The 25,099-nt window shown below is 40.5% G+C and carries 25 protein-coding genes and 1 tRNA gene; 17 read left to right on the top strand and 9 right to left on the bottom strand.

Annotated elements, in window-relative coordinates:
* Positions 1-792, bottom strand: a complete 792-nt coding sequence (locus tag MJ611_RS05090) for a hypothetical protein (RefSeq protein WP_250428424.1) — start codon at positions 790-792, stop codon at positions 1-3.
* A gap of 93 nt (positions 793-885) precedes the next feature.
* Here MJ611_RS05090 and MJ611_RS05095 point away from each other — a divergent pair, with 93 nt between their 5' ends.
* From MJ611_RS05095 to MJ611_RS05110, 4 genes are all read left to right on the top strand, one after another.
* Complete coding sequence (locus MJ611_RS05095) at positions 886-1,989, top strand: PD-(D/E)XK nuclease family protein (protein WP_250428425.1); 1,104 nt, start codon at positions 886-888, stop codon at positions 1,987-1,989.
* Positions 1,990-2,165: 176 nt separating this feature from the next.
* Complete coding sequence (locus tag MJ611_RS05100; RefSeq protein WP_250428426.1) at positions 2,166-3,092, top strand: hypothetical protein; 927 nt, start codon at positions 2,166-2,168, stop codon at positions 3,090-3,092.
* Positions 3,093-3,378: 286 nt separating this feature from the next.
* Entirely contained in the window at positions 3,379-3,798 is a 420-nt protein-coding gene (locus tag MJ611_RS05105) for a hypothetical protein (protein ID WP_250428427.1), read from the top strand.
* Positions 3,799-3,981: 183 nt separating this feature from the next.
* Positions 3,982-5,439 (top strand): DUF3987 domain-containing protein, encoded by a 1,458-nt coding sequence (locus tag MJ611_RS05110; RefSeq protein WP_250428428.1) that lies wholly within the window; start codon positions 3,982-3,984, stop codon positions 5,437-5,439.
* A 262-nt stretch (positions 5,440-5,701) separates the two neighbouring features.
* Here the strand turns inward: MJ611_RS05110 and MJ611_RS05115 are convergent, their stop codons facing one another.
* Complete coding sequence (locus MJ611_RS05115) at positions 5,702-6,796, bottom strand: PIN domain-containing protein (protein WP_250428429.1); 1,095 nt, start codon at positions 6,794-6,796, stop codon at positions 5,702-5,704.
* A 284-nt stretch (positions 6,797-7,080) separates the two neighbouring features.
* On the opposite strand from MJ611_RS05115, the gene MJ611_RS05120 reads away from it, so the two are divergent.
* A complete protein-coding gene (locus MJ611_RS05120) occupies positions 7,081-7,419 on the top strand; it encodes a hypothetical protein (RefSeq protein WP_250428430.1) in 339 nt (112 codons plus the stop codon).
* Positions 7,420-8,002: 583 nt separating this feature from the next.
* On the opposite strand, the gene MJ611_RS05125 is transcribed toward MJ611_RS05120, so the two are convergent.
* Positions 8,003-8,548: a hypothetical protein gene (locus MJ611_RS05125; RefSeq protein WP_250428431.1), complete on the bottom strand. Its 546-nt coding sequence runs from the start codon at positions 8,546-8,548 to the stop codon at positions 8,003-8,005.
* 166 nt (positions 8,549-8,714) lie between these two features.
* Between MJ611_RS05125 and MJ611_RS05130 the strand changes: the two genes are divergently transcribed.
* From MJ611_RS05130 to MJ611_RS05140, 3 genes are all read left to right on the top strand, one after another.
* A complete protein-coding gene (locus tag MJ611_RS05130) occupies positions 8,715-9,101 on the top strand; it encodes a hypothetical protein (protein ID WP_250428432.1) in 387 nt (128 codons plus the stop codon).
* A gap of 128 nt (positions 9,102-9,229) precedes the next feature.
* Positions 9,230-9,823, top strand: coding sequence for a hypothetical protein (locus MJ611_RS05135; RefSeq protein ID WP_250428433.1), 594 nt, complete (start codon positions 9,230-9,232; stop codon positions 9,821-9,823).
* 401 nt (positions 9,824-10,224) lie between these two features.
* Positions 10,225-10,884 (top strand): SOS response-associated peptidase, encoded by a 660-nt coding sequence (locus MJ611_RS05140; protein WP_250428434.1) that lies wholly within the window; start codon positions 10,225-10,227, stop codon positions 10,882-10,884.
* Positions 10,885-10,921: 37 nt separating this feature from the next.
* Here the strand turns inward: MJ611_RS05140 and MJ611_RS05145 are convergent, their stop codons facing one another.
* Positions 10,922-11,566, bottom strand: a complete 645-nt coding sequence (locus tag MJ611_RS05145; protein ID WP_250428435.1) for a hypothetical protein — start codon at positions 11,564-11,566, stop codon at positions 10,922-10,924.
* Between the two features lie 192 nt (positions 11,567-11,758).
* Here MJ611_RS05145 and MJ611_RS05150 point away from each other — a divergent pair, with 192 nt between their 5' ends.
* From MJ611_RS05150 to MJ611_RS05170, 5 genes are all read left to right on the top strand, one after another.
* Positions 11,759-12,223 carry a LexA family protein gene (locus MJ611_RS05150; protein ID WP_250428436.1) on the top strand — a complete coding sequence of 155 codons (465 nt, stop codon included), beginning with the start codon at positions 11,759-11,761 and terminating at the stop codon, positions 12,221-12,223.
* A complete protein-coding gene (locus MJ611_RS05155) occupies positions 12,220-13,494 on the top strand; it encodes a Y-family DNA polymerase (RefSeq protein WP_250428437.1) in 1,275 nt (424 codons plus the stop codon). Before MJ611_RS05150 ends, MJ611_RS05155 begins: the two co-directional genes overlap by 4 nt.
* Positions 13,495-13,631: 137 nt before the next feature.
* Positions 13,632-14,786 (top strand): DNA methyltransferase, encoded by a 1,155-nt coding sequence (locus MJ611_RS05160; RefSeq protein WP_250428438.1) that lies wholly within the window; start codon positions 13,632-13,634, stop codon positions 14,784-14,786.
* Positions 14,776-16,284 (top strand): DNA methyltransferase, encoded by a 1,509-nt coding sequence (locus MJ611_RS05165; RefSeq protein WP_250428784.1) that lies wholly within the window; start codon positions 14,776-14,778, stop codon positions 16,282-16,284. Before MJ611_RS05160 ends, MJ611_RS05165 begins: the two co-directional genes overlap by 11 nt.
* A gap of 7 nt (positions 16,285-16,291) precedes the next feature.
* Positions 16,292-17,365, top strand: coding sequence for a phospholipase D-like domain-containing protein (locus tag MJ611_RS05170; RefSeq protein ID WP_250428439.1), 1,074 nt, complete (start codon positions 16,292-16,294; stop codon positions 17,363-17,365).
* A gap of 40 nt (positions 17,366-17,405) precedes the next feature.
* Here MJ611_RS05170 and MJ611_RS05175 read toward each other — a convergent pair whose 3' ends face one another.
* Positions 17,406-18,560, bottom strand: a complete 1,155-nt coding sequence (locus tag MJ611_RS05175; protein ID WP_250428440.1) for a tyrosine-type recombinase/integrase — start codon at positions 18,558-18,560, stop codon at positions 17,406-17,408.
* A 71-nt stretch (positions 18,561-18,631) separates the two neighbouring features.
* On the opposite strand from MJ611_RS05175, the gene MJ611_RS05180 reads away from it, so the two are divergent.
* A tRNA-Phe gene (locus MJ611_RS05180) sits at positions 18,632-18,707 on the top strand.
* A 289-nt stretch (positions 18,708-18,996) separates the two neighbouring features.
* On the opposite strand, the gene MJ611_RS05185 is transcribed toward MJ611_RS05180, so the two are convergent.
* Complete coding sequence (locus tag MJ611_RS05185) at positions 18,997-20,094, bottom strand: tetratricopeptide repeat protein (protein ID WP_250428441.1); 1,098 nt, start codon at positions 20,092-20,094, stop codon at positions 18,997-18,999.
* Between the two features lie 153 nt (positions 20,095-20,247).
* Between MJ611_RS05185 and MJ611_RS05190 the strand changes: the two genes are divergently transcribed.
* From MJ611_RS05190 to MJ611_RS05200, 3 genes are read left to right on the top strand one after another with little or no spacing between them, the layout of a single operon-like run.
* A complete protein-coding gene (locus MJ611_RS05190; protein WP_250428442.1) occupies positions 20,248-20,625 on the top strand; it encodes a phage holin family protein in 378 nt (125 codons plus the stop codon).
* On the top strand, positions 20,622-21,206 hold the full coding sequence (locus MJ611_RS05195; RefSeq protein WP_250428443.1) for a hypothetical protein: 585 nt from the start codon (positions 20,622-20,624) through the stop codon (positions 21,204-21,206). The genes MJ611_RS05190 and MJ611_RS05195 overlap by 4 nt, the downstream gene beginning before the upstream one ends.
* On the top strand, positions 21,196-21,960 hold the full coding sequence (locus MJ611_RS05200) for a geranylgeranylglyceryl/heptaprenylglyceryl phosphate synthase (RefSeq protein ID WP_250428444.1): 765 nt from the start codon (positions 21,196-21,198) through the stop codon (positions 21,958-21,960). Before MJ611_RS05195 ends, MJ611_RS05200 begins: the two co-directional genes overlap by 11 nt.
* On the opposite strand, the gene MJ611_RS05205 is transcribed toward MJ611_RS05200, so the two are convergent.
* The 3 genes from MJ611_RS05205 to MJ611_RS05215 all read right to left on the bottom strand — a co-directional run bounded on the left by MJ611_RS05205 (position 21,943) and on the right by MJ611_RS05215 (position 25,095).
* Positions 21,943-22,866 carry an AraC family transcriptional regulator gene (locus tag MJ611_RS05205; protein ID WP_250428445.1) on the bottom strand — a complete coding sequence of 308 codons (924 nt, stop codon included), beginning with the start codon at positions 22,864-22,866 and terminating at the stop codon, positions 21,943-21,945. The two genes, MJ611_RS05200 and MJ611_RS05205, sit on opposite strands and share 18 nt — an antisense overlap.
* Positions 22,867-23,025: 159 nt before the next feature.
* On the bottom strand, positions 23,026-24,165 hold the full coding sequence (locus tag MJ611_RS05210; protein WP_250428446.1) for an acyl-CoA dehydrogenase: 1,140 nt from the start codon (positions 24,163-24,165) through the stop codon (positions 23,026-23,028).
* A 249-nt stretch (positions 24,166-24,414) separates the two neighbouring features.
* Positions 24,415-25,095: a zinc metallopeptidase gene (locus MJ611_RS05215; RefSeq protein WP_250428447.1), complete on the bottom strand. Its 681-nt coding sequence runs from the start codon at positions 25,093-25,095 to the stop codon at positions 24,415-24,417.
* Positions 25,096-25,099 lie beyond the last annotated feature (4 nt).

Raw genomic sequence — 25,099 nt, forward strand, 5'->3', positions numbered from 1 at the left:
TCAGACAGAAACAGTTACAGCTTTTAATAGCACAGGATTATCAAATTCAAATGCTTGCACCCTAGGGTTTGATCTTGGTGGTTTACTAAAAGCTTCTTGTAAGTATTCATTTCCATCAATGTCTTTATATTGAAATAAGAGTGAGTAATCTGCAGTTCTAAGATCAACATCTTTGTTGATATATAATGTTACTAAGAATGAACCAACTCTAATCTCTTTACTCTCAGGAAAGTCTACAAAAGCTTTGATAATTATAGGATTGATAGGGTCAACCAATCTAACATTAAATGCAGGATTCTTTTCGACATTTAAGAAGAAGTTTAGGCGCTGACATTCGACTTCAACATCTTTAACAGTTTTAAGAAGAGATAGCTTGGAGCTATCTATGGTATATGGAGAAAAGCTTTCTTTAAGCCTTAAGTAAGGTTTAATTTCATTTCTCCTTTTCTCTTTGCCCAAATTAACCTGTGCTTCTAGCCTATCTGCAATAACAGCCAAGCTATTAATTTCTTGTTGCTGGTCGTTTATCTGATCTTGTTGCTGTCTAATTGTACTCCTGTAGGATAACCAAGCTAATAAACCAGCAATAACACCTACTACAATTCCAGCTAGAGCAGAATATGCTTGCACTTTATCTGTCCATGAAGGTTCATCTTTAGTAGCTTCAGCAATGTCTTTTATTGTCTGCTTGCTAAGTGCAAGGCTGTCTACAACTACAATATCATGTGGTAAGATCTTGGCTGCAGCTATAGTATCCTGAGCTACCAATAAGGTGTCTAGAAGAAGGTTCATCGATTGTTCATAACGAATACATAAATATATAGTCATTTATTTATAAACGCGACAAGCTATTTTTTATATATTTATAATTCAAATATTTATTATATGAGTACACCTGCAGAACTCGAACAATTGATAGATGAGTTTAGCTCATTGCCTAAATTTGTACAGCAGCCTACTTACTTGGAACTGTGTCAGTATCCTTATAGAAGATTTGAAGAGATATGCAGCAAGCTGTTAAGCTTCTATTTGCAACCTACAAATGAGCATGGATTAAATGATTTATTTATAAACTGTTTAACTCAGCTGGTTCAGGGATATTCAAGTCTACAGTATAGATCAGACCAACTACAGATCATAGTCGAGGACAACGCTGATGGAAAAAGGATAGACATCGTCATAGTTGGTGAAAACTTCGTTATTGGCATTGAAAACAAGATAGACGCCAGCCTTTACAACCCTTTAGACATATATCGCAAAAAGCTTGAGTCTTACAAGAAGGAATCAGTTGTTGGGGTAGTACTTACTTTAAGGAAGATTCAAAGAAAGAGTGAGGTAGACTGGATGAAGGCAAATGGATTTACCAATATCACTTACTCAGACCTGTTCAACAGCGTCAAACAAAATATTGGGTTTTATCTTAATCAGAGCAGCGACAAATACTTCATCTACCTAAAAGACTTCATGGCTACAATGGAAAACATGGAAGGAAGCAACATCCTTAACCAACCTTTATCAGATTTCTTTTTTGATAATTCAGATAAGATAGACGAGCTGGTACACCTATATGAAGAGTTCAATAATCGCATCGTTCAAATACAAAACCAGCACATCAGCTCATTGCAAGAGGCAATATCTGACAGGACAGGGCATAAGTGGTGGGTCTGGGGTGGTTTCGACCTAGGCTGCAGCTTCACAATAAATAATCATAAGATAGGTATTGAAACTCACTTTAAGAGGGCTAAAAGAAACCCTATAGGTAAGTATATCATCCAGATTACTACCTGGAATATTAAAGACTGGAACTACTTCAGGGAAAAGGTGGTATCTCTCCTACCAAATTGTGCTTATGAGACTAGTAATGGAAGAGCGTTCCTTACTTTTGACGTTCTAATAAATCCAGACGAGGACCAGATAGTTGACAAGCTGGAAGAAGTCTTTCATATTGTCCAAAAGGTCATTAGACATGAATTGTCTTTACAAAGCTGATATCTTAATATGTCCTTATAAAATCGACAAAGGAAAAGAACATTAAATAATTTAGACAATCGATCTATTTGGCCCCCAATCCCTATCCAGATACTTCAAATCATTTTAGCAATACTGAACTAAATCATACATAAGCTGGTATTCAAATTCTAAAACGATAGCATAACTGCATATTTATGTCAGCATTGGATTTTTATATTTCTTTGATAAGGCTAGGAAGGCTTCAAAGGTGGGAAGAAGATCGTCTTCAGCTAAATCCAAAGCTAGTAGACTATGAGGTGAATTTTAAGGATAAAAGAGCTTCATATACTCACTTTAATCATAATAGCCAACCTATAACCATTTCATTTGATTTAGCAATGGAGATGAAAGAGATGGTGGACAAAGAGCAAATCACAGTCCTCCATCTTATTAACCAGAAGCTTCACAATAGTTCAAGAATAGAGGGAAGAGAATTTCTTCTTGATGCTCTACATCAAATCGATCAACTGAAACAAGGTGCAGCAGTAAGCAAAGAGTTTAGCCCATACCCTTCTATTATAGAATCATTAAACTTTATACAGCAAGAACTTAGAACATCATACAGTAGGCTTCTAGAAGGCAGCTCCTCTGAAACCACAATACAAGAACCAAAGATTACTTCAACCTTAAAAAGGAAAGCCCCCCTCCTGCCTCAAACATTTACTTATACAGGTATTAAGTATTTTAAAAGCAAGGGAGACAAGGATACAGCTAATTACAAGTTAGACTCCTTTGTTCGTGGCTTACTAAATGCAGGGCTAGTATCTAATTTCTCACTTAAATTAAAGAAAGAAAGTCCTCGTTCAGTGATTAGTGAGTTAAAGAATATTTTTAAAGGTGTCGAAAGTAGTCACTCTGTGATCTGGACAGGCAAAGATGGACAGCTTAGGTTTCTTATTCGACAGCTATGTGAGCAAGGGCTAATTGAACCAAGGGTAGGTCATTGGAAAGTCGCTATATCTTGTTTTAAGGGAGAGAATGGCAATGCATTTAGCGAAATCAAGATAAGCAAAGCCCAACTCCCCATGGAAACCAAGAAGTTAAACGACATAATTCAGCAACTCTCCTTCTCTACAAGATAAATTTTTTTATCATCTTTTTCGCTAGTACAACCATTTCCAAAATGCCCTTCAGAAGTTCTTTCAGATAGGTTTTGCTTGCCTAATGCTTTATGCATTCCTCTACACCTTCCTCTACCCCTTTTCCTCCAGCTTGAAATAGTAGCCTACACGCCTGCTATGTTTGCAAAGCAATACAACAAGCAGACATAGTTTAGGTACCCTAAGATCGATTATCTATCTGCAGAGCTTGCAACTACAGAAGGAGTGTTAATTAGCGCTACGACATTCTTGCATGTAAACCTGCTGCATGAAGTACATGCAAGCAATCATAATATATAGTTCAAACAATATAATGATACTTACTAAAAATGAGTTGGTCAGAAACCAACAACTAAGACAACGTGATCTTAATGAAGGCCATAGCCTTATCTATTCGATATCAGATGCTGGCTCACTATTTAACCTCTCTGAGGAAGACTTCTTTGACTATCTAATGAGGCTTGGAATAATAAGTGTAGGTTTTAAGCAGAACCAAGAAAGCATAGAGAAAGGGTGGTTCTTAGATGATAGTCTAGAACCATATGCTGGAAACGTCAATAAACCTGACACCTATTTGTCTCCAGCTGCACTGAAGAGTATATTCTCAATTCTTATAGATAATAACCTTATCTACTATGCAGAATTAGTGTCCAAACCTTTCTCTCCAAGAAGGATTGATCAAGCATAACAAACTTGAACTCTATTTTAACCAACATAAAGAGATAGCGCTTCCTGCAAAATCGTGCATTACCAGTGTAGTAGAGCAGGAAGGCTACTTCGCCCCAAAACCTAGAAGCTACTTAAATGAGACATTCACATGAGTGTTTCTATTTTACAATGTTGGCGATAAGCCAGCTTAATCATAAACAAAATGAAAAATAACAACATAGACATTGTTGAGGCAGAAGGCCTCACTTCAATAGACTCAGAATCACCTGAGGCTGCTGAAAACGAAAAGTTTGCAAACTCTGCACAGTTTGCACAGCCAGATAATCAAGCAAACAATTCACAAGGGGAGGAAATCGAACTTTTCGACACCCCCATCATACTAGATAAGGTTTATGACTTACTACCTAAGCTTCTGAAGGAAAATAGCAAGGTATTTAGCAACTCCAGGGAGAGAGATGTCTTTCTGACTGGCGCATTGACCATTCTTAGTGGGTGTATGGATAATGTTGAAGGTGAATATGGGCAAAGAGAGGTTTATGCAAACCTGTACTGCTTCATAGTAGCACCCCCAGCAAGTGGAAAGGGCGTGTTCATCTATGCCAAAATGCTTGGAGATGCCTATCACGAAAAGCTTATAGAAGAAAGTAAAGCAGCACTGCAACAGTACGAGGAGGCCCTGAGCAAGCAAAGTGAGAATAGTGAAGAACCAGATGATTCCTTACCTCCAAGGCCTGCGCTCCAGGTACTGTTCATACCAGGAAATGCAAGCGCCTCTGCAATCATCAAACACCTTATGGAGGGAGAAGGAAAGGGCATATTCTGTGAAACAGAAGCTGATACTTTAGCAAATAGCCTGAAACAAGATTGGGGAAACTTCTCTGACTTGCTAAGGAAAGGCTTTCATCATGAGCCTGTCAGCTACACAAGAAAGACTAACAGCGAGTACTATGAGATTAAAAAACCTAGGCTCACTGTTGCTATGTCTGGAACACCTTCTCAGGTGGAGGGATTGATTCCATCAGCAGAAGATGGGTTGTTCAGCAGGTTTATATTCTACACCTTCAGCTCTAAGTCTGAATGGCAGAGCGTGTCTCCAGAAGAAGGGAAGCCAAACTTAGATACGCACTTTAAAAGCCAGTCTGAACAAGTTCTAAAGATGGCAGAATACTTAAGCGCCAACCCAACTAAATTTAACCTTACAAAATCCCAATGGGACCAGCTTAACAAGCAATTTGCAATCTGGCACGATGAAGTAAGGGACAATATAGGAGGGGACGTTTTAAGCACAATAAAACGCTTAGGGCTAATTTTTTATCGAATCGCGATGGTGTTATCCTGCCTCAGGAAATATGAGAATAGGATTAAAGATTACGAAATTAGCTGTTCTGATATTGACTTTAAAATTGCAATGAAGCTTGTTGAGGTATATAAGGCTCATGCTTTACTGATGTTCAATCGCTTGCCCCAAACTGGAGGTATCAATGAAAAAATGGTTCGACAGTTTTATGATGAGCTTCCAAAAACATTCAAGAGAAAGGAAGCAATAGAGATTGGCATTGCGAATGGCATGGGAACGCGAACAATAGACAAGTACCTTCAATTGCTCAGGGATTCCAAAAAGCTAGATTATACTAGCTATGGAAGCTACGTCAAAAGATAGATAATACAACCTATGCAAACTATGCAAAGTGGCTGGAGCGCAAGCTTCAACCACTTTGTTGCTTTATAATAACTTGTTAAAGCTATGCAGGGACTATGGGTTGTGGTTTTAAAAGTGCCTGAAAAACTGCAACAGTGTAGATCAGCCTAATAAATTAACAGATTCAAGCTCCTGTTAAACCACAGACATTATATTAATATAGCTTTAACTGAAAATAGAGAGTGTAAAATAATTAAGGATATTTGTATTACATACAATTAAACTAAAGTTTGAAATTGTTCATTTCATATATCTCTAATGATTCTCCATTATTAATAGATTCTACATTGATACTTGCAAACCTTTCACCTGCAGTAGGAGTGTGATGTACTTTGAAGGTTACTGGTACAGTATTGTGATATTTGATATTATATTTCTCCTGATCATAATTGTGCCATATATCGTTTTCTACATCATGATATGCTTCTTTGAGGTTATATAACCAAAGCACAGCACTAAATTCTATTTCGACCTCAAATTCAATTCTAGCATGTGTATTATCAAGATGAGTAATAAGGTAAGGTCCAAGGTTAATATGTTTAAGTTTAAATGATTCAAGTTTTATATAAAGATATAATCCTTTAGCATTTATTTGTCTTAGATTGTATTCAATATAATCACGTATTTCCTTCTGTAAATCGAATTCTAATCTCTCTCTATTGTTAGTTAATAAGTTTTGAATCTTTGCAAAGTACTTTTCCTTTTCTATATATTCTTCACTAGTACGTATGATTAAGTCTAATAACTCTGAACCATCTTTGATGGGCAACAAAAAATCACTACTGTACTCTAAAATATCCTTATCTCCAGATACAATATAGCATTGTCTGCCTAATTTATTGAAGTGTTCTTCAAGACCTTTAAGAGTAAAAGCATCTGGAAATTCATGTTTTTTTATTCCATCCCTAAATGGGGGAGTATTATCAAAGTAAGCAGCAAACACACTCCCAATCTGAATATTAGTCGTCTCAATAATTTCTATTTTATTTACTTTTAACCAATCATCCCAGCTCTCCTTAAAACTTTTGGATAAGGCTTCTTTGTCAAACTCAGGCATATCGAATATAGCGTCATAGCTATCTATATTCTTAAGAATTCTTATACTATCCTTGAAAGACTTAAAAGATTTAAGAGGATTCAAATTTTTTTTGAACCTTGCTAGTACTTCATTATAAGTAATATCAGTTATATAGATTTGAATTACATCTACTTTACATAACCTAGCAAATTCATTTATCGCCTTTCCCTTCAAAAAATTCTGAGATTCAATATAACTTGTGTCAATTGCCACACTTCTTGTAACAATACTTTCTGTCATTGTTAATTTATCCTGTTTATAATAAACACACTGATCCTGCCTTACTTTCTCAATATATACACTTATTAATCAATACTACATATAGTACCTATATATAAAATTAAGAATGTATTCATTATAATATCACTTAGACCTCCATAATTGCCTCTATAAAATATTTATATTTTATATTTTTTATCTACCCCACTCCCTTCGCAAGATAACATACTGAGTCTGCCCCCATCCCTATCCCTGCGTCTGGCAGGGTGCCTTTCGCTTGTATAACCTTAAATCCTTAACTACAAATGGTAACTATTGTCGATTGGAAAAAACGCAACTCTGAAGATGGAAGAGAGTTCAATGCACTGATCCTGCAGGGAGAGCTGGAGCTGATTCAGTCCAAAGAGACAGGAAGGTTCTATGCGACTGCAAAGAAAGCTTCCATCTCCTGTACCTTTAATGATGTGGTATGCGCCACTTTGATTGGGAAGACACTCCCTGGCCAGATCGAGAAGATGGAGTGCGATCCTTACGAGTACACCATACCTGATAGTGGGGAGGTGATCATCCTTTCTCATACTTACTACTATGATCCTGTTCCAAGAACCATGGAACAGTCAGTGTTTGGGGTGAGAGCAGCCTAAACCAATCGACCAGGGTAGCACACTATGTGTTACCCTTTTTTCATCTTTAGACTAGACAACAACAAACAACATGATAACCAATCTACTGCTCAGCCCAGAGCCCAGCAGGTTCGATGACAGCTGCTTGTTTCTTTCGCAGTACAGGCTTCAGAGAGCCTTCTGCCCTTTTCAGGTTACTTGTATCGAGGCTATCAGGAAGATCAGGAAAGGAGAAAAGAAACAGGTAGACAGGGTGCTGAGTTGGGGGTCTGGTTTGATCTTATTCCTTATCAATGGGAAGCTCTACCCACACCACTTCTTCAGGTATAATCCACCTGTTCATTTCGTGCTTACTAGCTTAGATAGCTAGATCAGATAAAGGGAGTTATGCTGAATTTCTTAGGCATTGTTCTGTGAGATGGTTTCTCCCTTGTTAAAAAACCACTGAAAGAACGTAGCAACCACCATTAGCTGCAGTAAAATGGGAGGAGGAAAGTACTTATAAATATTTACTATCCTCTAGCAGCAATCAGTACAATATATAATATAATAAAAAAGCACCAACTGGAAGTCAGATGGTGCTTACTAATTGTTTTATAATTAGTTATTCGTATGCATATGCTACTCCTTGCTTTAAGCTTTTAGGCACTGTTCCCATTCCTCCAGCACCTGACCAACCTCCTGTTTCTGTCTTTTGAGATTGAATTAAGATGATATGAGCACCTAATGCAGCAGCTTCTTTCTTAAGTTTCATTGTAGCCTTCTCATCAATATTCTTTTGGTTTGAAAGCGTTGATCCTCCTGCAGCTTTAGCTTTCACTTCACCTTTCCTTACCAATCCTACAACATCGCTTTCCAAAGTTGTGATTTGTACTTTCTCCCAATCAAGTTCACTCTTTACGATAACCTTTTCTGAAAACTTCTGTATTCTGCCACTTCCAAACTGTACTTCCTTGACTTGATTCTTGCTAATTACATTTGTTACAGATTCATTTGGGTAAACAAATGCAATGTCTTTCTCATTGACAGCACTAACTGAAACAACTAAAGTTTCTCCATTAAGCTTAACGATAGTATCAAGTTTCTTTTCTTGAGAGAAACATTGGCTCGAATAAAACAGGAATAGAACTGCAAGTAATAGATTTTTCAAATTGATAAATGATTACTGTTGCGCTTACTCTATAGGCTTTTCAGCATTCGCCACTTGTTGTTAAGGATCTCAGCCTCTTTCCTTTATATTAAATGTTAATAATATATAACTAGTGCAATATAGGAAGAAAATTGTAAATTGCACGAAAACTAACTGTAATTTAACAATGAAAAGAATCTTACTAGTAATAAGCTTATTAATACTTATTACAATAGAAAATTATGCTAAACCAGAACCTAGAAGAGTTGAAAATAATTGCTACTATGGTATTGAAAATGGCTGGTATAAGGCAACAGTAAAATATTATAACTATAACACCTACACCAGAAGTACCTACACCTTGAGTGTTAAAGTAGAGTATGACAGAGTTACAGCAATTGACTTTGGCAATGGGGGCAGTGTTCATTCTGGTTACAATAATTCAGGCTATCTATACACAGGAGGCACCCTTTACTATCAAACAGATTATACTACTGGCGAGATAACCAGTGCTACTGGTAGAGTTACTATAACAGAAGGAAATTCATCAATTACTTATGATATAAGCCTGTAATTAGGTACTCTTAATAGAGTAGTAAGCTTTGGTTGTGGTGCAGAACACAAGTAGTAATAGCTTTACAACTAAATAGACTGGAGCCATCTATTTCTTGGTAAGCAGGTTTATTAATAATATCACTCTTCATGATTACATCAAATAATTACACTTATTTCTTAACCTATGATCAGACAGGTGAGTGGGACATAGAACTAGGTGAGACTAACCTTTCTTACAGTTTATCTAAGAACGAGCTCAACGTTATCAGTGAATTTAAAGCTGACAAGAAAATGAGTTTCTTCAAGGATTCCATTAATGTGCACCATAAAGTATTCCATCAAGAACCTGCAGATGTACGCACTGCACTAACAGCGTTTCTTATTGAACACCTCAGTGACTTAGGCTATGGCCACCCTTGGTATGTCAGAAGTGACATGTTTACTAAAGTTGAATTCGATGACATGCTGAACGCTGCTATTAAACTTATAAGAGAGCGAAAGGCAAAAGCAAGGCTTAACACCAGTGAACTGACTCAAGTATGCGAAACGTACAAGCTAAATCCTGAACCCTGCAACGATACTGGCACCTCATGGCAGGCGAGCTGCCCTTCAAGAAGAGGCCACTGGATAGCGATTTCTACAGAATCAAATACATGGGGCTGTGGATACTGTAGAAAAAAAGGAGGCATTAACGAATTAGCTGAATGGATTGAGGAGATAAAGTTAAAGTCCCTAACATGAATACATCACATGTAAGCTGAACCCATATCAGTAACACGCCTTACAAGGTTTCCTCTTATAAGTTCCTTCTGCTTCCTTCATTGTAACTGATACTATAGTTCGTGTACAATATGTCAACCCTTCACAAGCTTTATTCTTGTGATAGGCATAGGCTGAGCTTCCTTTACAGATATAAACTTTGGAATCAGCATTGTTTGCAGACTGAGCAGTTGGCTTTGTAGTTGGTTTTAGATGGGCTGTTGTAGAAGCCTGAGCACATGCTTCATAACTACATATTGCAATAACGATAGAGAGTAAAAGGTTCTTCATGCAGGATCTGGCTTTGCTGGCTTATAACTTCTTATAAGTACAAGAATATGTATATCTTAGTCGCACTAACACCAGACCTTAACTAAAAGTTTATGTGTGGAAGATATTCAGTCATCCCTAAAGCAAAGGGTAGATCGCGTGTTTCCAGGCTCCTTGAAAACCACCTACAGGAGGCGCATTACAACGCTGCACCCTCCCAGACTTTACCTGTTGTTACCAACAAGCAGCCTGACGAAATACAGCTCTTCTCTTGGGGCCTGCAGCCCTTCTGGGCAAAGGATGTGAAATCAATAAAACGCTCTATCAATGCAAGGGCTGAGACCTTAACAGAGAAGCCCTCCTTTAGAAACCTGCTCAAATCGAAGAGATGTTTGGTGCCTGCTGATGGGTTTTACGAGTGGATGGTTATGCCTCAGGGGAAGGTGCCTTACAGGATACTGCTAAAGAACGAAGCGCTATTTTCCTTTGCAGGTCTATGGGACGAGTGGCTGGATAAGAATACTGAGGAAGTGCTGCACACTTATACCATTATTACGACTGAGGCGAATGACCTGGTAAAGCCTATTCATGATCGTATGCCTGTGATTCTGTCGCCAGAAGCAGAGGAGCTATGGCTGAACGAGCATAAAGCACAGGAGGACCTGCTATCTCTTCTTAAACCTTTTAAAGCAGAAGACATGAAGGCCTATCCTGTATCACCTCTGGTCAATTCACCTTTGAATAACATACCAGAAATAATCAACTCTCTTTGAGATCAGGCTGCTCTATGAAGCCTAGGAACATGTCTCCCTACTTCCTAAAAGAATAATGGTCATATACAGCTGGCCTTGCTTTAAAAGCGCCTTGGTTAACAACCTTCTTCTCTATAAACTTGAGTTTACACAGATCATCAAAGAATACCCCAGCAACTTCCTCAATGCCATCAAAATAAGCTGAAGCTACTTCCTTTACAATCTGTTCATAGTTCAGAAGGAGATATGGGTTTTCAAGAAACTTGGTCTTTACATATCTAAGCACTTGAGCATGCCTTGGTGTAAGCTGCTCCAAAGCCTTTAAGAACGTAAATCTAATGTCGAACTTCAGATCCTGTAACAGTGAGTTCAGAAGAGCATTCTTCAGGTATTGCAGCTTTTCTTCTTCGTGTTGAGCCAAAGCAACTCTAGTTGCCTCTGTGGCAAGAGTTACAAATTCCTCATTCTGAGCTAATGTATTGATATCGATGAAGCGCTTATTATGCAGCTCAGTTAATCCTTTGCTTACTTCCTCCATCCATTTGTCTCTCCTGGTTTCCAAGGGTGAGGAAAAGACAAGCCTGAACAACTCAGGTCCTGCAATAGGCAGGATGTTAGCTAATGCTTCACCTGCTGCATATAAAACATCTTTGTCTTCAGCCTGAGGAACCTTATACCTCTCTACATCTTTTCTTTGCGTCATCTGCTGTGATTATTGTAGCATTTAAATATAAGTAATATCACCAAAGTATTATGTTAGTCTAATATTGATAATCAATTACTTTGAGAAATGTAGATAACTGTGGGGAAAAATATAACTAATTTTTTTAGTATATATCATAAGTTAATACGTATTTGCTAACTATATTAGTTAATCGATATAACAATAACTGTTATGTGTAGTGCAAAGGTTATTCCTATCAACACCCACGTTCTAGAGCAACTTGATTTTGAAGTTTTAGATAGCATAACGCTTCCTCTGTTTGGCTCCTACGTTTCAGCAGGCTTTCCCTCCCCTGCTGATGACTACCTGGAAGATAGAATCAACCTGCAGGAATACCTTGTACAGAACCCTACTTCCACTTACATGATGAGGGTAAGGGGTAATTCCATGCAGGACGCCAACATCCATGATGGGGATGTGCTGGTAATCGATAAGTCATTAAAACCTGCTGATGGGCTACCAGTTGTCTGTTTTCTGGATGGGGAGTTTACAGTGAAGACCTTTCGCAAGATCAACAACAAAGCCTACCTCTATCCTGCTAACCCTGCTTATAAACCCATAGAGATTACAGAGGAAATGGATATGCGTGTGTGGGGCGTAGTGGTGTGGATACTGCACAAACCAGTAAAGCGATGACCAGTCTCTATGCCCTCTGCGACTGCAACAACTTTTATGCTTCCTGCGAACGTGTTTTTGATCCCTCGCTGAATGGGAAGCCTGTGGTGGTGCTCTCTAACAACGATGGGTGCGTGATCGCCAGAAGCAACGAGGCGAAGGCCTTGGGCATTCAGATGGGAGATCCTTTCTTTCAGATCAGGAATCTGGTAGAGCATAAACAGGTGCACGCCTTTTCTTCCAACTACGTGCTGTATGGGGATATGTCTGACAGGGTCATGCAGACGCTCTCACAGTTCACGCCTCATGTAGAAGTTTACTCGATTGATGAATGCTTTCTGGACCTTGGTGACTTCTACGACATTGATTTGTTCAGTTATGCATGGACTATAAAGCGAACAGTAACCCAATGGACTGGTATTCCTGTCAGTCTGGGAGTCGCACCCACCAAAGCACTGGCAAAGGTCGCTAATAAGCTGGCCAAGAAGTCCTCTAAAGCCAATGGTGTGTTGGTTTTAACAGAACCCTATCACATTAAGAAAGCGCTTGAAGCAACGAAGGTGGAAGATGTATGGGGTATTGGAGGCCAGTATGCTAAGTTTCTGAAGAAGCATAACATCCATACTGCACTCGACTTTGCGAACGCTTCAGAGAATTGGGTCAAGAAGCACATGACTGTGGTAGGCGTCAGGCTGTTAAAGGAATTAAGGGGTGAATCGTGTCTGGAACTGGAAGAAGTAACTCCTGCTAAGAAGGGTATCTGCACTTCCAGAAGCTTTGGCTCCAAGCTTACATCATTTAAGGATGTAGAGGAAGCAACAGCCAGCTATGCAGCTAAGTGCGCTAAGAAGCTTAGAAGCCAGAAGAGCTGCGCCAGGCTGGTCACAGTCTTTATTCAGACGAACCCTTTCTCAGAGCACGACAAACAGTACTACAGCAGCAAGACCATCTGCATGCCTGTAGCCACCAACTCAGACATAGAGTTGATCCATTATGCTACAATGGCGTTGAAAGCGATCTTTAAACCACACTATTACTACAAGAAAAGTGGCGTAATCGTAACTGAGATCATCCCTGAAAACCAAATTCAGTTTGACTTGCTCGATACAGTAGACAGGCAGAAACATAATAGCCTGATGAAAGTGATGGATGGGCTGACAGACAGGTTTGGGAAGAGCAAGGTACAGGTAGCTGCGCAGGGGCTTAGCAAGAGCTGGTTACTGAAGTCTGACTATAAGTCTCCCTGCTACACAACAAAATTGGAGGAAATACAAATTGTGTATAATCAATAGCTAATGTTTAGAAGATCTCTAGAAAGTAATGTATGTATTTAATCATTTAATATACAACCCCATTCTTATTCCCTTTTATTAACTAAATTGGGTTCTTTTTCTAGTCGAATATTGTTATATAACTATTTTTTTTAAAGGTGGACTTATTTTCTGAAGTTAAGGATTTAGTACAAGGCTATGAAGCCTTAAGAAATATTAATTGGAACTTTCAAGAATCAGTATCAGACAAAATACACTCTATTCATCCTTATCCTGCTAAGTTCATCTCTGATATTCCTAGAGCTGTTTTACAAACACTTCCTATTCCTAAGGATACAATCGTTTTAGATCCTTTTTGTGGCAGTGGCGTCACTTTAGTTGAAGCACAAAGAGCTGGTTTTGAATCTGTGGGTGTAGACTTAAACCCCATAGCTTGTCTGCTTTCAAGGGTTAAGGTGAATAAATTAGATAAGGGATTCCTTCAATCAGCAAAAGAAGTGATTAGTCGATGTCTTGCTCATGAAGGAGTTGTTGCAGTTCCTTTGATTCCAAACCTGAACCATTGGTTTAGAGGGGATGTGCAGGAAGCTATAACGATAATTATAAAAGAAATTGACAGACTTGAAAATCAGAATATTCAAGATGCTTTAAGGTTCTGTCTATCAAGTATCATTGTAAAAGTATCTAATCAAGAAAGTGATACGAGATACGCTGCAATAGAGAAAGCTTATGGAAAATCTGATGTTTTTGATCTCTTTGATAAGGCTGTAAAGAAGCTTGCAAAAGCTAAGAAAGGGCTTAATCCCCTAGCAAAGTCTTCAGTATTGAACAAAAACTCATTAACCCTGAACACCAATGATTTTGGAAAGAAAGTAGGACTTGTTATTACATCCCCCCCTTATCCTAACGCCTATGAATATTGGCTATATCACAAGTACAGAATGTGGTGGTTAGGCTACGATCCAATAGATGTAAAAGAGCAGGAAATTGGAGCAAGAGCACATTATTTCAAGAAGAACCATCAAACAGAGCATGATTTCATTAGACAGATGAATCAATTATTCGCCTCTCTTCAAGAAAACATGATAGAAGGAGGCTACGCTGTATTTGTAATTGGGCGTTCAAAAATACATGGTAGAATAATTGAGAACCACAAAATAGTTAAAGAAGCTGGGGAGAATAATGGTTTCGATGAAGTTTTAACAACTACAAGAGTAATCAAAGCTAGTAGGAAATCCTTTAATCTCTCCCATGCTAGGATCAAAGAAGAATATATAGTGGTACTTAAAAAGCGTGGAAGCAATGGAGAATAATACAGTGAATCTCTTCTGGCACAAGTACAAGTTTTTCCCTTATGAGAAGAAATTAGCTATAAGGGAAATCGAAACATTACTTGCTCCTCAGGAGATACATGAATCAAAAGATAAAGTAACAGTTTTAGCACCCCAAAATAAAGTTAACCTAAGTAGGCTTGTATATTTTTCCCATACTCAGACTAATGGAGCATTAGTGGAAACAACCCAATTTAAGTTTGAGAATGGAGCAAGAACTAACGTTAGATTAAAGAAACAGAATACTAGGTATTCTGCTCATGGTCTGCATGAGTATAAAGGTAAGTTCAACCCTCAAGTTGTAAGGTCTTTATATAACATCTTTGGGGTACAGGAAGGTAGCCTTGTGCTCGATCCTTTCTGTGGCAGTGGTACTTCACTAATTGAGGCTGCCCACCATAACATTCAGGCAATTGGTACAGATATCAATCCTCTAGCAGCATTTATTGCAAATACTAAAATAGAAAGTCTTCAGGTCAGTGTAGCAGATCTGAGAGAGGCGAAAGAACAGCTGTTTAGAGATTTCTCTGTAATTAGGGAGGACTTTGAACTACCAGAGCCTGATATTAGGCTAGCATACCTGATAGATTGGTTCCCAGCAAATATTCTTTTAGACATTGAAGCTTTTAGATTAGCGACTAATAACCTTCCAGAAATACATCGCAATGTATTTTTAGTAATCGCGAGCAACTTGCTAAGGGATTACTCTCTGCAAGAACCTAGCGACTTAAGAATAAGAAGAAGAAGAACCCCTCTTCCTGAAACACCTTTTAAAGAGGCTCTCATAGCTGCAGCAGACAATAGCTTAAATAATCTTGTTTTTTTTCAAAGTCAATTTGGTACTTTAGCTACTCAGAACCATGCACTAAATTTAGATATTCGAGATGCTATACCAGATCAAAACATAAGAAGTGGGTTTGATTTTGCTATCACAAGCCCTCCCTATGCCACAGCTTTACCTTATATTGATACTCAAAGACTGAGTTTAGTATGGCTGGGTATGATATCAGCTAGAGAGATCAAAAACTTGGAAAGCGACTTAATTGGGAGTAGAGAATTTAGGGCGAAAGCTGAACAGGAAGCTTGGGCTGAGAACCTAGCTACAAATTCATTAGAATTACCTGAAGAAATCTATGACTTCTGCTTCAGATTGTATTCCATGCTAACACCTAATGATGGCTTCAGAAAGAAAGCATTGCCTTCTCTATTATACAGATATTTTAAGGATATGTCCTTAGCTTTTACCTCTGTACACAGCCTACTAAGGGATGGAGGACATTTTGCATTGATAGTTGGACATAATCACACCAAAATAGGTGGTAAAAGAACAGATATAGATACTCCTCATTTCTTAGGAATACTTGGGCAAAGCCTTGGTTTTCATATTCATGAAATTACACCCTTAGAAGCTTATCAGCGCTATGGATTGAATGCCTCTAATGCAGTCGAAAGAGAATCTTTAATAGTATTTAGAAAGTAGCTATAACATGCAATTCACTTTTCATCCTAATGTTTATAATACAAACCCTCGCTCAAAGGGCCTATTAGATTTGCTCGAACAGGTTTGGATTAAAGATAGAAAAGCTGGCGTTGGAGTCAACTTCATAATTTCTGGCTTTTCGAACTACAATGGAGGAGTTAGGTTCTATGAGATCTTCAAAGAACATATAGACAAGGGAGGAAAATGCATAGTAATCTTAGGAGGAAGTACATCACAAAGGCTCTCCAGCATACAAGTCGTTGAACAATTGTTAGAAATTGGATGTGAAGTCCATTTGATAAATAGGAAAAGGCTATTACATGCCAAATGTTATGGCTTTATATCAGATGTTGATCAAGGTGTTGTAATATCATCAGGAAATTTCACTGGTCCTGGTATGTCACAAAACATAGAAGCTTCTCTTTTATTGAGAGGCAAACATGTTGATGAACTAAACTTTTCTTGGGAAGAATTAAGAAAGAGCATTTTCAGTCAAAGTTGGGATATATATTCCCCAACCTTAGCAAAGAGATTAGATCCAGCATGGAGTCTATTATATGATGAAAGTAGATTTAAAGTTCCTTTTGAAAATGAGCAAGAAGTAACAATGTTACTGACATTAGTTCATTCTGACACTGCACGAATTCAAGCAAATCGTAAAACCAAAGAGAGTAGAGGATCACAATACTTTTGGGTAAGTAAAGAATCATTCGACTTCTTCCCTGCTCTAACAATTAAAAATAAGCGAGGGATTAAACCAACATATTCTACTATAATAAGGATGAACTATGTTGATTTAGGTGTGATTGATAATAAATGTAGAGTAACATTTGAGGCAGGCAACAACCTGGACTTCAGATTGGGTACAGGCAAGTTAAGATACTCCAAATTAGCCAAACCTGGTGATTTAGCTGCTATAACAAGGATAAGTGAATATGAATATGAATTAAGAGTTTTTACTAAAGCATCAGACACCTATAACAAACTAAATCACTATGCTATAAATTTAATTGGAAACGAAGGCAAGAAGTATGGTTATATTCCTAATGATGAATTCTTCAAAGCCCTAGCGAAGAATTAGTTTAGTCCTTAAGGTAAAGCCCTGGCCTTGAGGAACGTTTTCAAGCTAGGATAATTCCATTATTATCCAGTTCTGGCATCATTGACGAATCTAATTGAATAACTCCAATACTACGTAGATATATTAAACTTGTATTAAGGCTAGAGTGTCCTAATAGTTGTTGGAGCAATTTCAGATTCTGTGTCTTGTTAAAAACGTTAACAGCAGCAGCATGGCGAAAGCTATAAAGTGTTTGATTTGAACCTATTATGTCTTCCTGCAGCATTTTACCCTTTGCTCTAGACCATATAGTATTGAAGTACGATTCATTATAGAACATGGCAGATTCACTAACAATGTAGTGTTCAGGATTGAGCTGATCTACTTTCCTTCTTAGAAGCTCTATCCTAACATACTCAGGTATTGGCATAGCTCTGATTCTACCACTTTTGTTTTCATAACCTCCTAGGGTTAACTGAGTTATCGATTCATTGAAGTGTTTTCGCTTAAGTAACCTGATTTCCCTATGTGGTCGCAAGAGCAATCCATACATGAGCAAAGCGCAAAGGAATAGGTTAGGAAAGTGCTCCTTAAGATAAGTTAGTACATTCATCAACTGTTCTGGAGTGTAAGCTTGGTGCAGCACAGACTTTACTTTACGTTTAGAGGTAGCTGTCACTGGATTAATTTTACAATGACCCTGTTTCATAAGCTTAGAGAACACGCCAGCCAACGTTCTGCGCTTGTTCTGATAGTAGGTACCAGAAGAAGAAAACTGCTGCAGGAAGCACTCTATATCAACAGCAGTGATTTCATTTGTATTAGTATACTCCCTTCCCTGTTCCTGTAACCACTTTAAAAGCTGATTAGCTACACTGGAAATATCTCTTTTATAAGTGCTGCTGAAAGAACTGCGTTGTACTTCGCTAACAATATGCTCCACTACATCTTTAAAGGCTTTTTGATGAACTTTCTCCTTAGTTTGGTAAAGTACTTCCTTAGGACTCCAACCCTTCAACAGAGCTCTTGTAAAGGCCTTATTAAGCTGACTTAGTAGTCTTGTTCTCTCAGTTAATGATTTAGCCTTATTAGGGTATATAAAGACACCTATAGCCTTACCATGATAGAAGCGACAGCGTTCGCCATCAAAGTAAAAATTGATAAAGCTGCGTTTGGATAATTGATCTGGATTGTAAATTTGTGGATCAGTAAACATAAGACAGTTCTTTAAAGGTTACTGTCTCATCTGCTGTCTCACAGTGGTAGATACAGGCTAAAAAGTGCCCTGGTGATGTAGCTCAGTTGGTAGAGCAAAGGACTGAAAATCCTTGTGTCGTTGGTTCGATTCCAATCATCACCACCAGCTTAAACCCTTACCCTAACCGGTAAGGGTTTTTTGTATTATACCTTTTTTAGTCCAAAAACGAAGCCTGCTATACTTTAGCGGAAGTTTAAAACGGCTGCTCCCCACCAGGTAATTGTTTAGTTCATAGGGCCGACTTTATACCTGCTTATCTAAAAATTGGCCTGTCACTGTAAAAACCTGTAGCAGGTATTTAAGTTTACAAACCGGAAGGGAAATAATCTAGCACATACTCCCGGCAATTGACAAGGAGATCGACTCAGAAAACAGGAATGTTTCTATGACAGGTTTATTGACAGTTGGCCCGCAACTCCAGCAAGGCTGCACTATACCCCAGGCGGTAAGCATCGTTGAAATGAGCACAGGCAGAGTCCTGCTGTTGCTGAGACAGCTCCGTGCGACCCAACAAGTAGTAGACACGCCCGTTGCTTTTATCGGACTGCAGCACCTGCCGGTAGTCAGCCTCCGACAACGTATACTTATCCATTTTATAGAAGCCAAAGCCACGGTAGGTAAGCGCTTTTGCCCAGGTTTCGCCCTGCTTGCTATGCTTTAGAACAGCATTGAAATCGTTGATGGCCTGCTCATACTTTCTCAGGTAAAACAGGCGCACTTCTCCTCGCTCCAGTTGAGCTGTGTGCAAAGTACTGTCTATCTGCAAGGCACGGCTGAAATCGTTTTCTGCCTGCTTGTGGTAAGACAGCTTGACGTAGCATTTGCCGCGCATATAATACGTTTCAGCTACAGGTTGCTCCTGCAAGGCCAGCACCTGATTCAGATCGTTAACGGCTGCCGCATAATTCTCATACACGTTCATCTCAATGGTGGCTCTTGTCAGGTAGGCTTCAGTGTGCTTCGGCATAAAATGAATCGCATCGGTAAGCAAACTATGAGCGCTGCTGTACTTGCCACCTTCTATGTAGGTCAAAGCGGTTTTATACTTATCCTCGCCGGTTACATGGTCCATCACCACTTTCAGCAGCAGGCTGAACAGAAAAAGAAAGCCAACAAAACCCAGCGTGATGTATAGGTCCTTGCGCGAAAAGCGCCTTTCCTGCCTGGTAGGGATGTTGTAATAGTAGCGTTCGGATACAGAGGCCGGCTCGCGAGTTTGCCGATAACGCGGGTTATAGTAGGGTTGCTGCTGCTCCATTACGCGGCGGCGCTCCCGCAGGTACTCCAGCTTCAGATCGTAGCGAGCTCTTTTGCCCGGGTTGGAAAGTGTCTGGTAAGCCGTATTCACCAGCTTAAACTGCTCTTCGGCTTGTGCATTACCCGGGTTTTTGTCCGGATGATACTTGAGCGCGAGCCGCTTATACGCCAGCTTCACTTCCTGCGCGGATGCGGTGGGACTAATACCCAGGATAGTATAAAAGTTCTGATCCAAAGAGGCGCTTATGACAAAGTATGACTACTTAACTTACTTTAACACCGACAATATACCCCAAATTCCGTACTACACTTTTAATTTAAGACAGTTTGCGTAAATATTTGAACTTTCAAGCGTATACAGAAAAAACACTAAAAAAAGCTTAGCACTATGGCTAATCAGGACAACGGAACACGGGAAAAAACACATATCATTGAGAATCTGATGGGGTATATCGACACCCGCATCGATATTATCCGGCTGGAAATTCAGGAAAAACTCAAGACATCGTTTGTAAGTTTACTACATGCGGTGCTGCTGGGTTTCTTCGGATTTATGAGCTTTATTTTCGTGAGCATTTTTCTGGGCCTGCTGCTAAACCATCTTCTCGACAGCTCTTTCTGGGGCTTTGGCATCATAGCACTTTTCTATGTAGCGGTGCTGGTCATCCTGGTTATCGGGCTCGACAAGAAGGTATTCAACAATGTAGCCGACAAAGCCTTTGACAATACAATCTACAAGACTGATAAACGAGAAAAAACTATATGAGCGAACTAAGCAACCCACTGTTTGACAACGAGCGGGAGTTACTGGAGAGACAAAAAGAAGAGTATAAAAATGCCCTGATGGGCGATGTGGAACAGATAAAGTCGCAAAGCCAGGAGATCGGCAAAAAAGTAGCTATTGCCGGAGGGGTTTTGCTGGCAGGCTTCCTGATCCGCCGCATGTTCAGTGGCGGCGAAAAAAAAAAGACAAAAAAGGTAAAGAAAGGCGCGAAAGATAAAGACCTTTTTATCAGCCATACCACGTATCCTCCTGCCTCGGCCACCCTGCACGACTACGACTCGATGGTGCATGAGCAGGAAGACGCATATACCTTATCCTCGGAGCGCATGCACCACGCACACCACCAGCAGCCCGATACAGGCGTTGCAAAGCCCTTCATGAGCTCCGAACTGGTACAGATGATCACGCACCAGCTGGCAGCCCTCCTGATGGTATACCTTACCAAAAAGGTGGAAGAATACTTAAGTAGTGTGTCTAAAAATCACGATATTGCGGCAAGACCAATAGAGGTGACGGAAGTACAAACTACTGAGTATATTATTCCCGAAGAGGATGCCATTTAACGAACCTTACAAGCAAAAGCAGCATAAAACAGGCAGGAAGCATTTCGCTGTACTGCTCGATCCGGACAACACAGACGATGCCTCCTGCCTGCACCTGCTCACGTTAAGTGAAGCAAACCATGTAGATTTCTTTTTTGTTGGCGGCAGCCTGATCACCTCTGACAATCAGGCCGACCTCATCCGTTTCATCAAAGCCAACAGCAACATCCCGGTTATACTTTTCCCGAGCAACAGCCTGCACATCGACAAGCAAGCCGATGGCATTCTGCTGCTTTCGCTTATCTCAGGCCGCAACCCGGAGTTTCTGATCGGGCAGCACGTACTATCGGCACCTATACTTAAAGCCAGCCAGCTGCAGGTATACCCAACCGGCTACATGCTGGTAGACACCGGCCGCCAAACCACCGCCTCTTACATGAGCGGCACTACCCCCATCCCTTACGACAAACCTGCTATTGCTGCCTGCACCGCCATGGCCGGCGAACAACTGGGGCTTCGTTACATTTACATGGATGGCGGCAGCGGCGCTCTAAAGCCAATAAGCCCTGAGATGATCGCAGCCGTGCGCAATGCAGTGGAAGTTCCGGTTATAGTTGGCGGAGGCATCAACACGGCAGAAAAAGCGCAGGCTGCTTTGGAGGCTGGTGCCGATGTAATTGTGGTAGGCAACCACATAGAAAAAAACCCCGGCTTTTTGGCCGAGGTTTCTACTCTTGTGGCTTCGTACAACGTTGCCTTAGATATTCATCGCTGATTCGCGGCGACGCATTTTACCGGCAGGTATACCGAACATCATCTTGAAGCGACGGCAGAAGTAAGCTGTGTCTTTGTAGCCCACATCTTTACCAATCTCACGGATGCTCTTCTTGGTAGTACGCAGCAGGAATACGGCACGCTCCATGCGCTGGTATTCAATATAGTCCTGAGGATTGATGCCAGTCAGCATCTTGAAATACTGCCCTACATAATCTTCAGACACGTTGGCTACGTTCGAAAGCACTTTGTTAGAAAGATCGCCACCCAGGTTCTCCTTGATGTAGTTGAACAAATCGATCAGGCGCGGATCTTTAAAGTACGTGCTGTTTGTTGCCAGCTGCTCTACAAACATACGGTTGCGCAGGATGTGGCGGATGATCTCTACCACGATATTCTCGGTGTAGATGTTGATCAGGCGCTCTTTACCTGGCAAGTCCTGCAAGCTCTCTTCCACCACTTTGATCACCAGGTTGGCCAACTTGTTGTTGCCCGAGATCAGGAATGCCGGAAGGTCAAGCGAGGCGAAGAAGTTTACTGAATCGAAAACTTTAGCCTCGAAGCTCACAAAGCTGTGGCTCTCCTCAGCATCACCGATCAGGTCAAGATCTGTGTTGCTCTTGAAGAACTTCTCCTTGTTTGTGATCAGATCATCGTTAGAGATAGTTCTGCCTTCGGTGGTGCCGTAAGTTACTTTAGTGCTGCGTCCGCCCGGTATAAAGAGCAGTTCGCCCTCTTCTACCATTTGTTCTTCATCGCCAAAGAAAATACTACCCTTGTGAAGCAGAATTAAATTGTTGCCAACATCGTAGTAGTTGCGCACCGTAAACGGCTGCTGCAACACCAGATTCTTAGCCTTAATGAACCGCACCCCAAGCGACTCAATAATCTTATTGTAATCTTCCATGTGTGTTACCAACTAACTTTTATACTATAAACCCTTTATTTATGGCCTAAAGCTAAGATTAATCTAATTAAAATTCAAATTATTTTTTAAATTAAATTTTAATTCAATAAAGACTATTCTTGGCTTAAACAACACAGGAACAGGCAGTTAAGGTTTAATTTACTTGAGTAGTTCTCTCGAAATTACTATTTTCTGTATCTCAGAGGTACCTTCGTAAATTTGTGTGATTTTTGCATCGCGCATCAAACGCTCCACATGGTATTCTTTCACGAAACCATAACCACCGTGCACCTGTACGGCTTCTATAGTAGTATCCATCGCCACTTTTGATGCAAAAAGTTTTGCCATTGCGCCAGACTTACCATAGTCAGCGTGCGTGTCTTTGTCATAAGCTGCCTGCAGGCAGAGCAGGCGGGCAGCCTCAATGTTAGTCGCCATATCCGCCAGTTTGAACTGGATTGCCTGGTGCTTCGCGATCTCCACACCAAAAGCCTTGCGCTCTTTAGAGTATTTCACTGCCAGTTCGTATGCACCGGACGCAATACCCAAAGCCTGCGAGGCAATACCGATACGGCCACCAGCCAGCGTAGACATGGCGAACTTAAAGCCGAAACCATCTTCGCCAATGCGGTTTTCCTTTGGTACCTTCACGTCTGTAAACATCAGGGAGTGCGTATCAGAACCACGGATGCCCAGTTTGTTTTCTTTCGGTCCTATCGCGAAACCTTCCATGCCACGCTCCACAATCAGGGCGTTGATGCCGCGGTGTCCTTTGGCTACGTCTGTCTGTGCAATAACAAGGTATACCGATGCGGTGCTACCGTTCGTGATCCAGTTCTTGGTACCGTTCAGCAGGTAGTAATCGCCTTTGTCTTCAGCAGTAGTACGCTGCGAAGTAGCGTCTGAACCCGCTTCCGGCTCCGACAAGCAAAAAGCACCGATGATCTCACCTGTTGCCAGACGTGTCAGGTATTTCTGCTTTTGCTCTTCTGTTCCATACTTCTCCAGTCCCCAGCACACCAGCGAGTTGTTCACCGACATGACAACAGAAGCAGAGGCGTCTACTTTAGAGATCTCCTCCATGGCCAGCACATAGGATATGGTATCCATACCGCCGCCGCCATACTTCGGATCCACCATCATACCCAAAAACCCGAGCTCACCCATCTTCTTGATCTGCTCAGCCGGAAACTTCTGATGCTCGTCACGCTCTATTACGCCTGGCAACAGTTCGGCCTGTGCAAATTCACGCGCGGCAGCCTGTACTGCCAAATGTTCTTCTGTAAGTTGAAAATTCATGCTTATGTAAGTATATGATGCAATTAATTAAGGTTATTCGGGCACAAAACTATGAAATTCACTACTATTTATTCAACTGGTAATAGTAATAATTGTTACCTCTTTTGCCATAATTATACTATTCTATTATAGCGATTGACCAAAAAAGTATAAAAGTACAAATCAGGATTATGCCATATAAAAAGCGCCACCTGCACATGAAGAACAGGTGGCGCAAACTATTGGCAGAATAAGAAGTTTGTCTTAGTACTACTCACGGCGTCCCATTAACAGCGAAACGTAGTAAAGCAACGTTGCCAGAGAGCCCAGTGCGGCCACCACGTAAGTAAGGGCAGCCCATTTCAGCGCATCTTTCGACATGGCATATTCCTGCTGTGTTACGATGTTGTTATTCTGGATCCAGGCCAGGGCGCGCTTGCTGGCGTCAAACTCTACGGGCAGTGTTATAAAACTGAAGATGGTGGTAAGTGCAAACAGTGCAACTCCGATCGTTAACGGAATTGGTGTTGTCTGTAGCATCAGGATACCAATCAGGATGATCCACTGCATGTAGCGCGATGCAATGCTAAGGGCCGGTACCATGGCAGAACGGAACTTAAGGAAATTGTATGCTTTGGCATGCTGCACAGCGTGGCCACATTCGTGAGCAGCAACAGCAGCGGCGGCGGCGCTTCTTGCCTCGTACACGTACTCGCTCAGGTTAACGGTCTTATCAGCCGGGTTGTAGTGGTCGGTCAGGCGACCGGCTACCGAAATCACTTTCACATCATAAATACCATTGTCTGCCAGCATCATCTCGGCTATCTCTTTGCCTGTGTGCCCGGACTGCAACGGAATCTGTGAATACTTTTGAAACTTGCTTTTTAAGCGCCAGCTAACCGCTACGCTTAACAGCATAAAAATTATACCTATTAAATAAATACCAGCCATAGCT

The sequence above is a fragment of the Pontibacter ruber genome (assembly GCF_023630205.1).
GTDB classification, from domain to species: Bacteria; Bacteroidota; Bacteroidia; order Cytophagales; family Hymenobacteraceae; genus Pontibacter; species Pontibacter ruber.

Bases quoted from the DNA above. Each gene is read 5' to 3' on its own strand.
- MJ611_RS05090 (WP_250428424.1), bottom strand. From the start codon at position 792: ATGAACCTTCTTCTAGACACCTTATTGGTAGCTCAGGATACTATAGCT.
- MJ611_RS05095 (WP_250428425.1), top strand. From the start codon at position 886: ATGAGTACACCTGCAGAACTCGAACAATTGATAGATGAGTTTAGCTCA.
- MJ611_RS05100 (WP_250428426.1), top strand. From the start codon at position 2,166: ATGTCAGCATTGGATTTTTATATTTCTTTGATAAGGCTAGGAAGGCTT.
- MJ611_RS05105 (WP_250428427.1), top strand. From the start codon at position 3,379: ATGAAGTACATGCAAGCAATCATAATATATAGTTCAAACAATATAATG.
- MJ611_RS05110 (WP_250428428.1), top strand. From the start codon at position 3,982: ATGAAAAATAACAACATAGACATTGTTGAGGCAGAAGGCCTCACTTCA.
- MJ611_RS05115 (WP_250428429.1), bottom strand. From the start codon at position 6,796: ATGACAGAAAGTATTGTTACAAGAAGTGTGGCAATTGACACAAGTTAT.
- MJ611_RS05120 (WP_250428430.1), top strand. From the start codon at position 7,081: ATGGTAACTATTGTCGATTGGAAAAAACGCAACTCTGAAGATGGAAGA.
- MJ611_RS05130 (WP_250428432.1), top strand. From the start codon at position 8,715: ATGAAAAGAATCTTACTAGTAATAAGCTTATTAATACTTATTACAATA.
- MJ611_RS05135 (WP_250428433.1), top strand. From the start codon at position 9,230: ATGATTACATCAAATAATTACACTTATTTCTTAACCTATGATCAGACA.
- MJ611_RS05140 (WP_250428434.1), top strand. From the start codon at position 10,225: ATGTGTGGAAGATATTCAGTCATCCCTAAAGCAAAGGGTAGATCGCGT.
- MJ611_RS05145 (WP_250428435.1), bottom strand. From the start codon at position 11,566: ATGACGCAAAGAAAAGATGTAGAGAGGTATAAGGTTCCTCAGGCTGAA.
- MJ611_RS05150 (WP_250428436.1), top strand. From the start codon at position 11,759: ATGTGTAGTGCAAAGGTTATTCCTATCAACACCCACGTTCTAGAGCAA.
- MJ611_RS05155 (WP_250428437.1), top strand. From the start codon at position 12,220: ATGACCAGTCTCTATGCCCTCTGCGACTGCAACAACTTTTATGCTTCC.
- MJ611_RS05165 (WP_250428784.1), top strand. From the start codon at position 14,776: ATGGAGAATAATACAGTGAATCTCTTCTGGCACAAGTACAAGTTTTTC.
- MJ611_RS05170 (WP_250428439.1), top strand. From the start codon at position 16,292: ATGCAATTCACTTTTCATCCTAATGTTTATAATACAAACCCTCGCTCA.
- MJ611_RS05175 (WP_250428440.1), bottom strand. From the start codon at position 18,560: ATGTTTACTGATCCACAAATTTACAATCCAGATCAATTATCCAAACGC.
- MJ611_RS05190 (WP_250428442.1), top strand. From the start codon at position 20,248: ATGGCTAATCAGGACAACGGAACACGGGAAAAAACACATATCATTGAG.
- MJ611_RS05195 (WP_250428443.1), top strand. From the start codon at position 20,622: ATGAGCGAACTAAGCAACCCACTGTTTGACAACGAGCGGGAGTTACTG.
- MJ611_RS05200 (WP_250428444.1), top strand. From the start codon at position 21,196: ATGCCATTTAACGAACCTTACAAGCAAAAGCAGCATAAAACAGGCAGG.
- MJ611_RS05205 (WP_250428445.1), bottom strand. From the start codon at position 22,866: ATGGAAGATTACAATAAGATTATTGAGTCGCTTGGGGTGCGGTTCATT.
- MJ611_RS05210 (WP_250428446.1), bottom strand. From the start codon at position 24,165: ATGAATTTTCAACTTACAGAAGAACATTTGGCAGTACAGGCTGCCGCG.
- MJ611_RS05215 (WP_250428447.1), bottom strand. From the start codon at position 25,095: ATGGCTGGTATTTATTTAATAGGTATAATTTTTATGCTGTTAAGCGTA.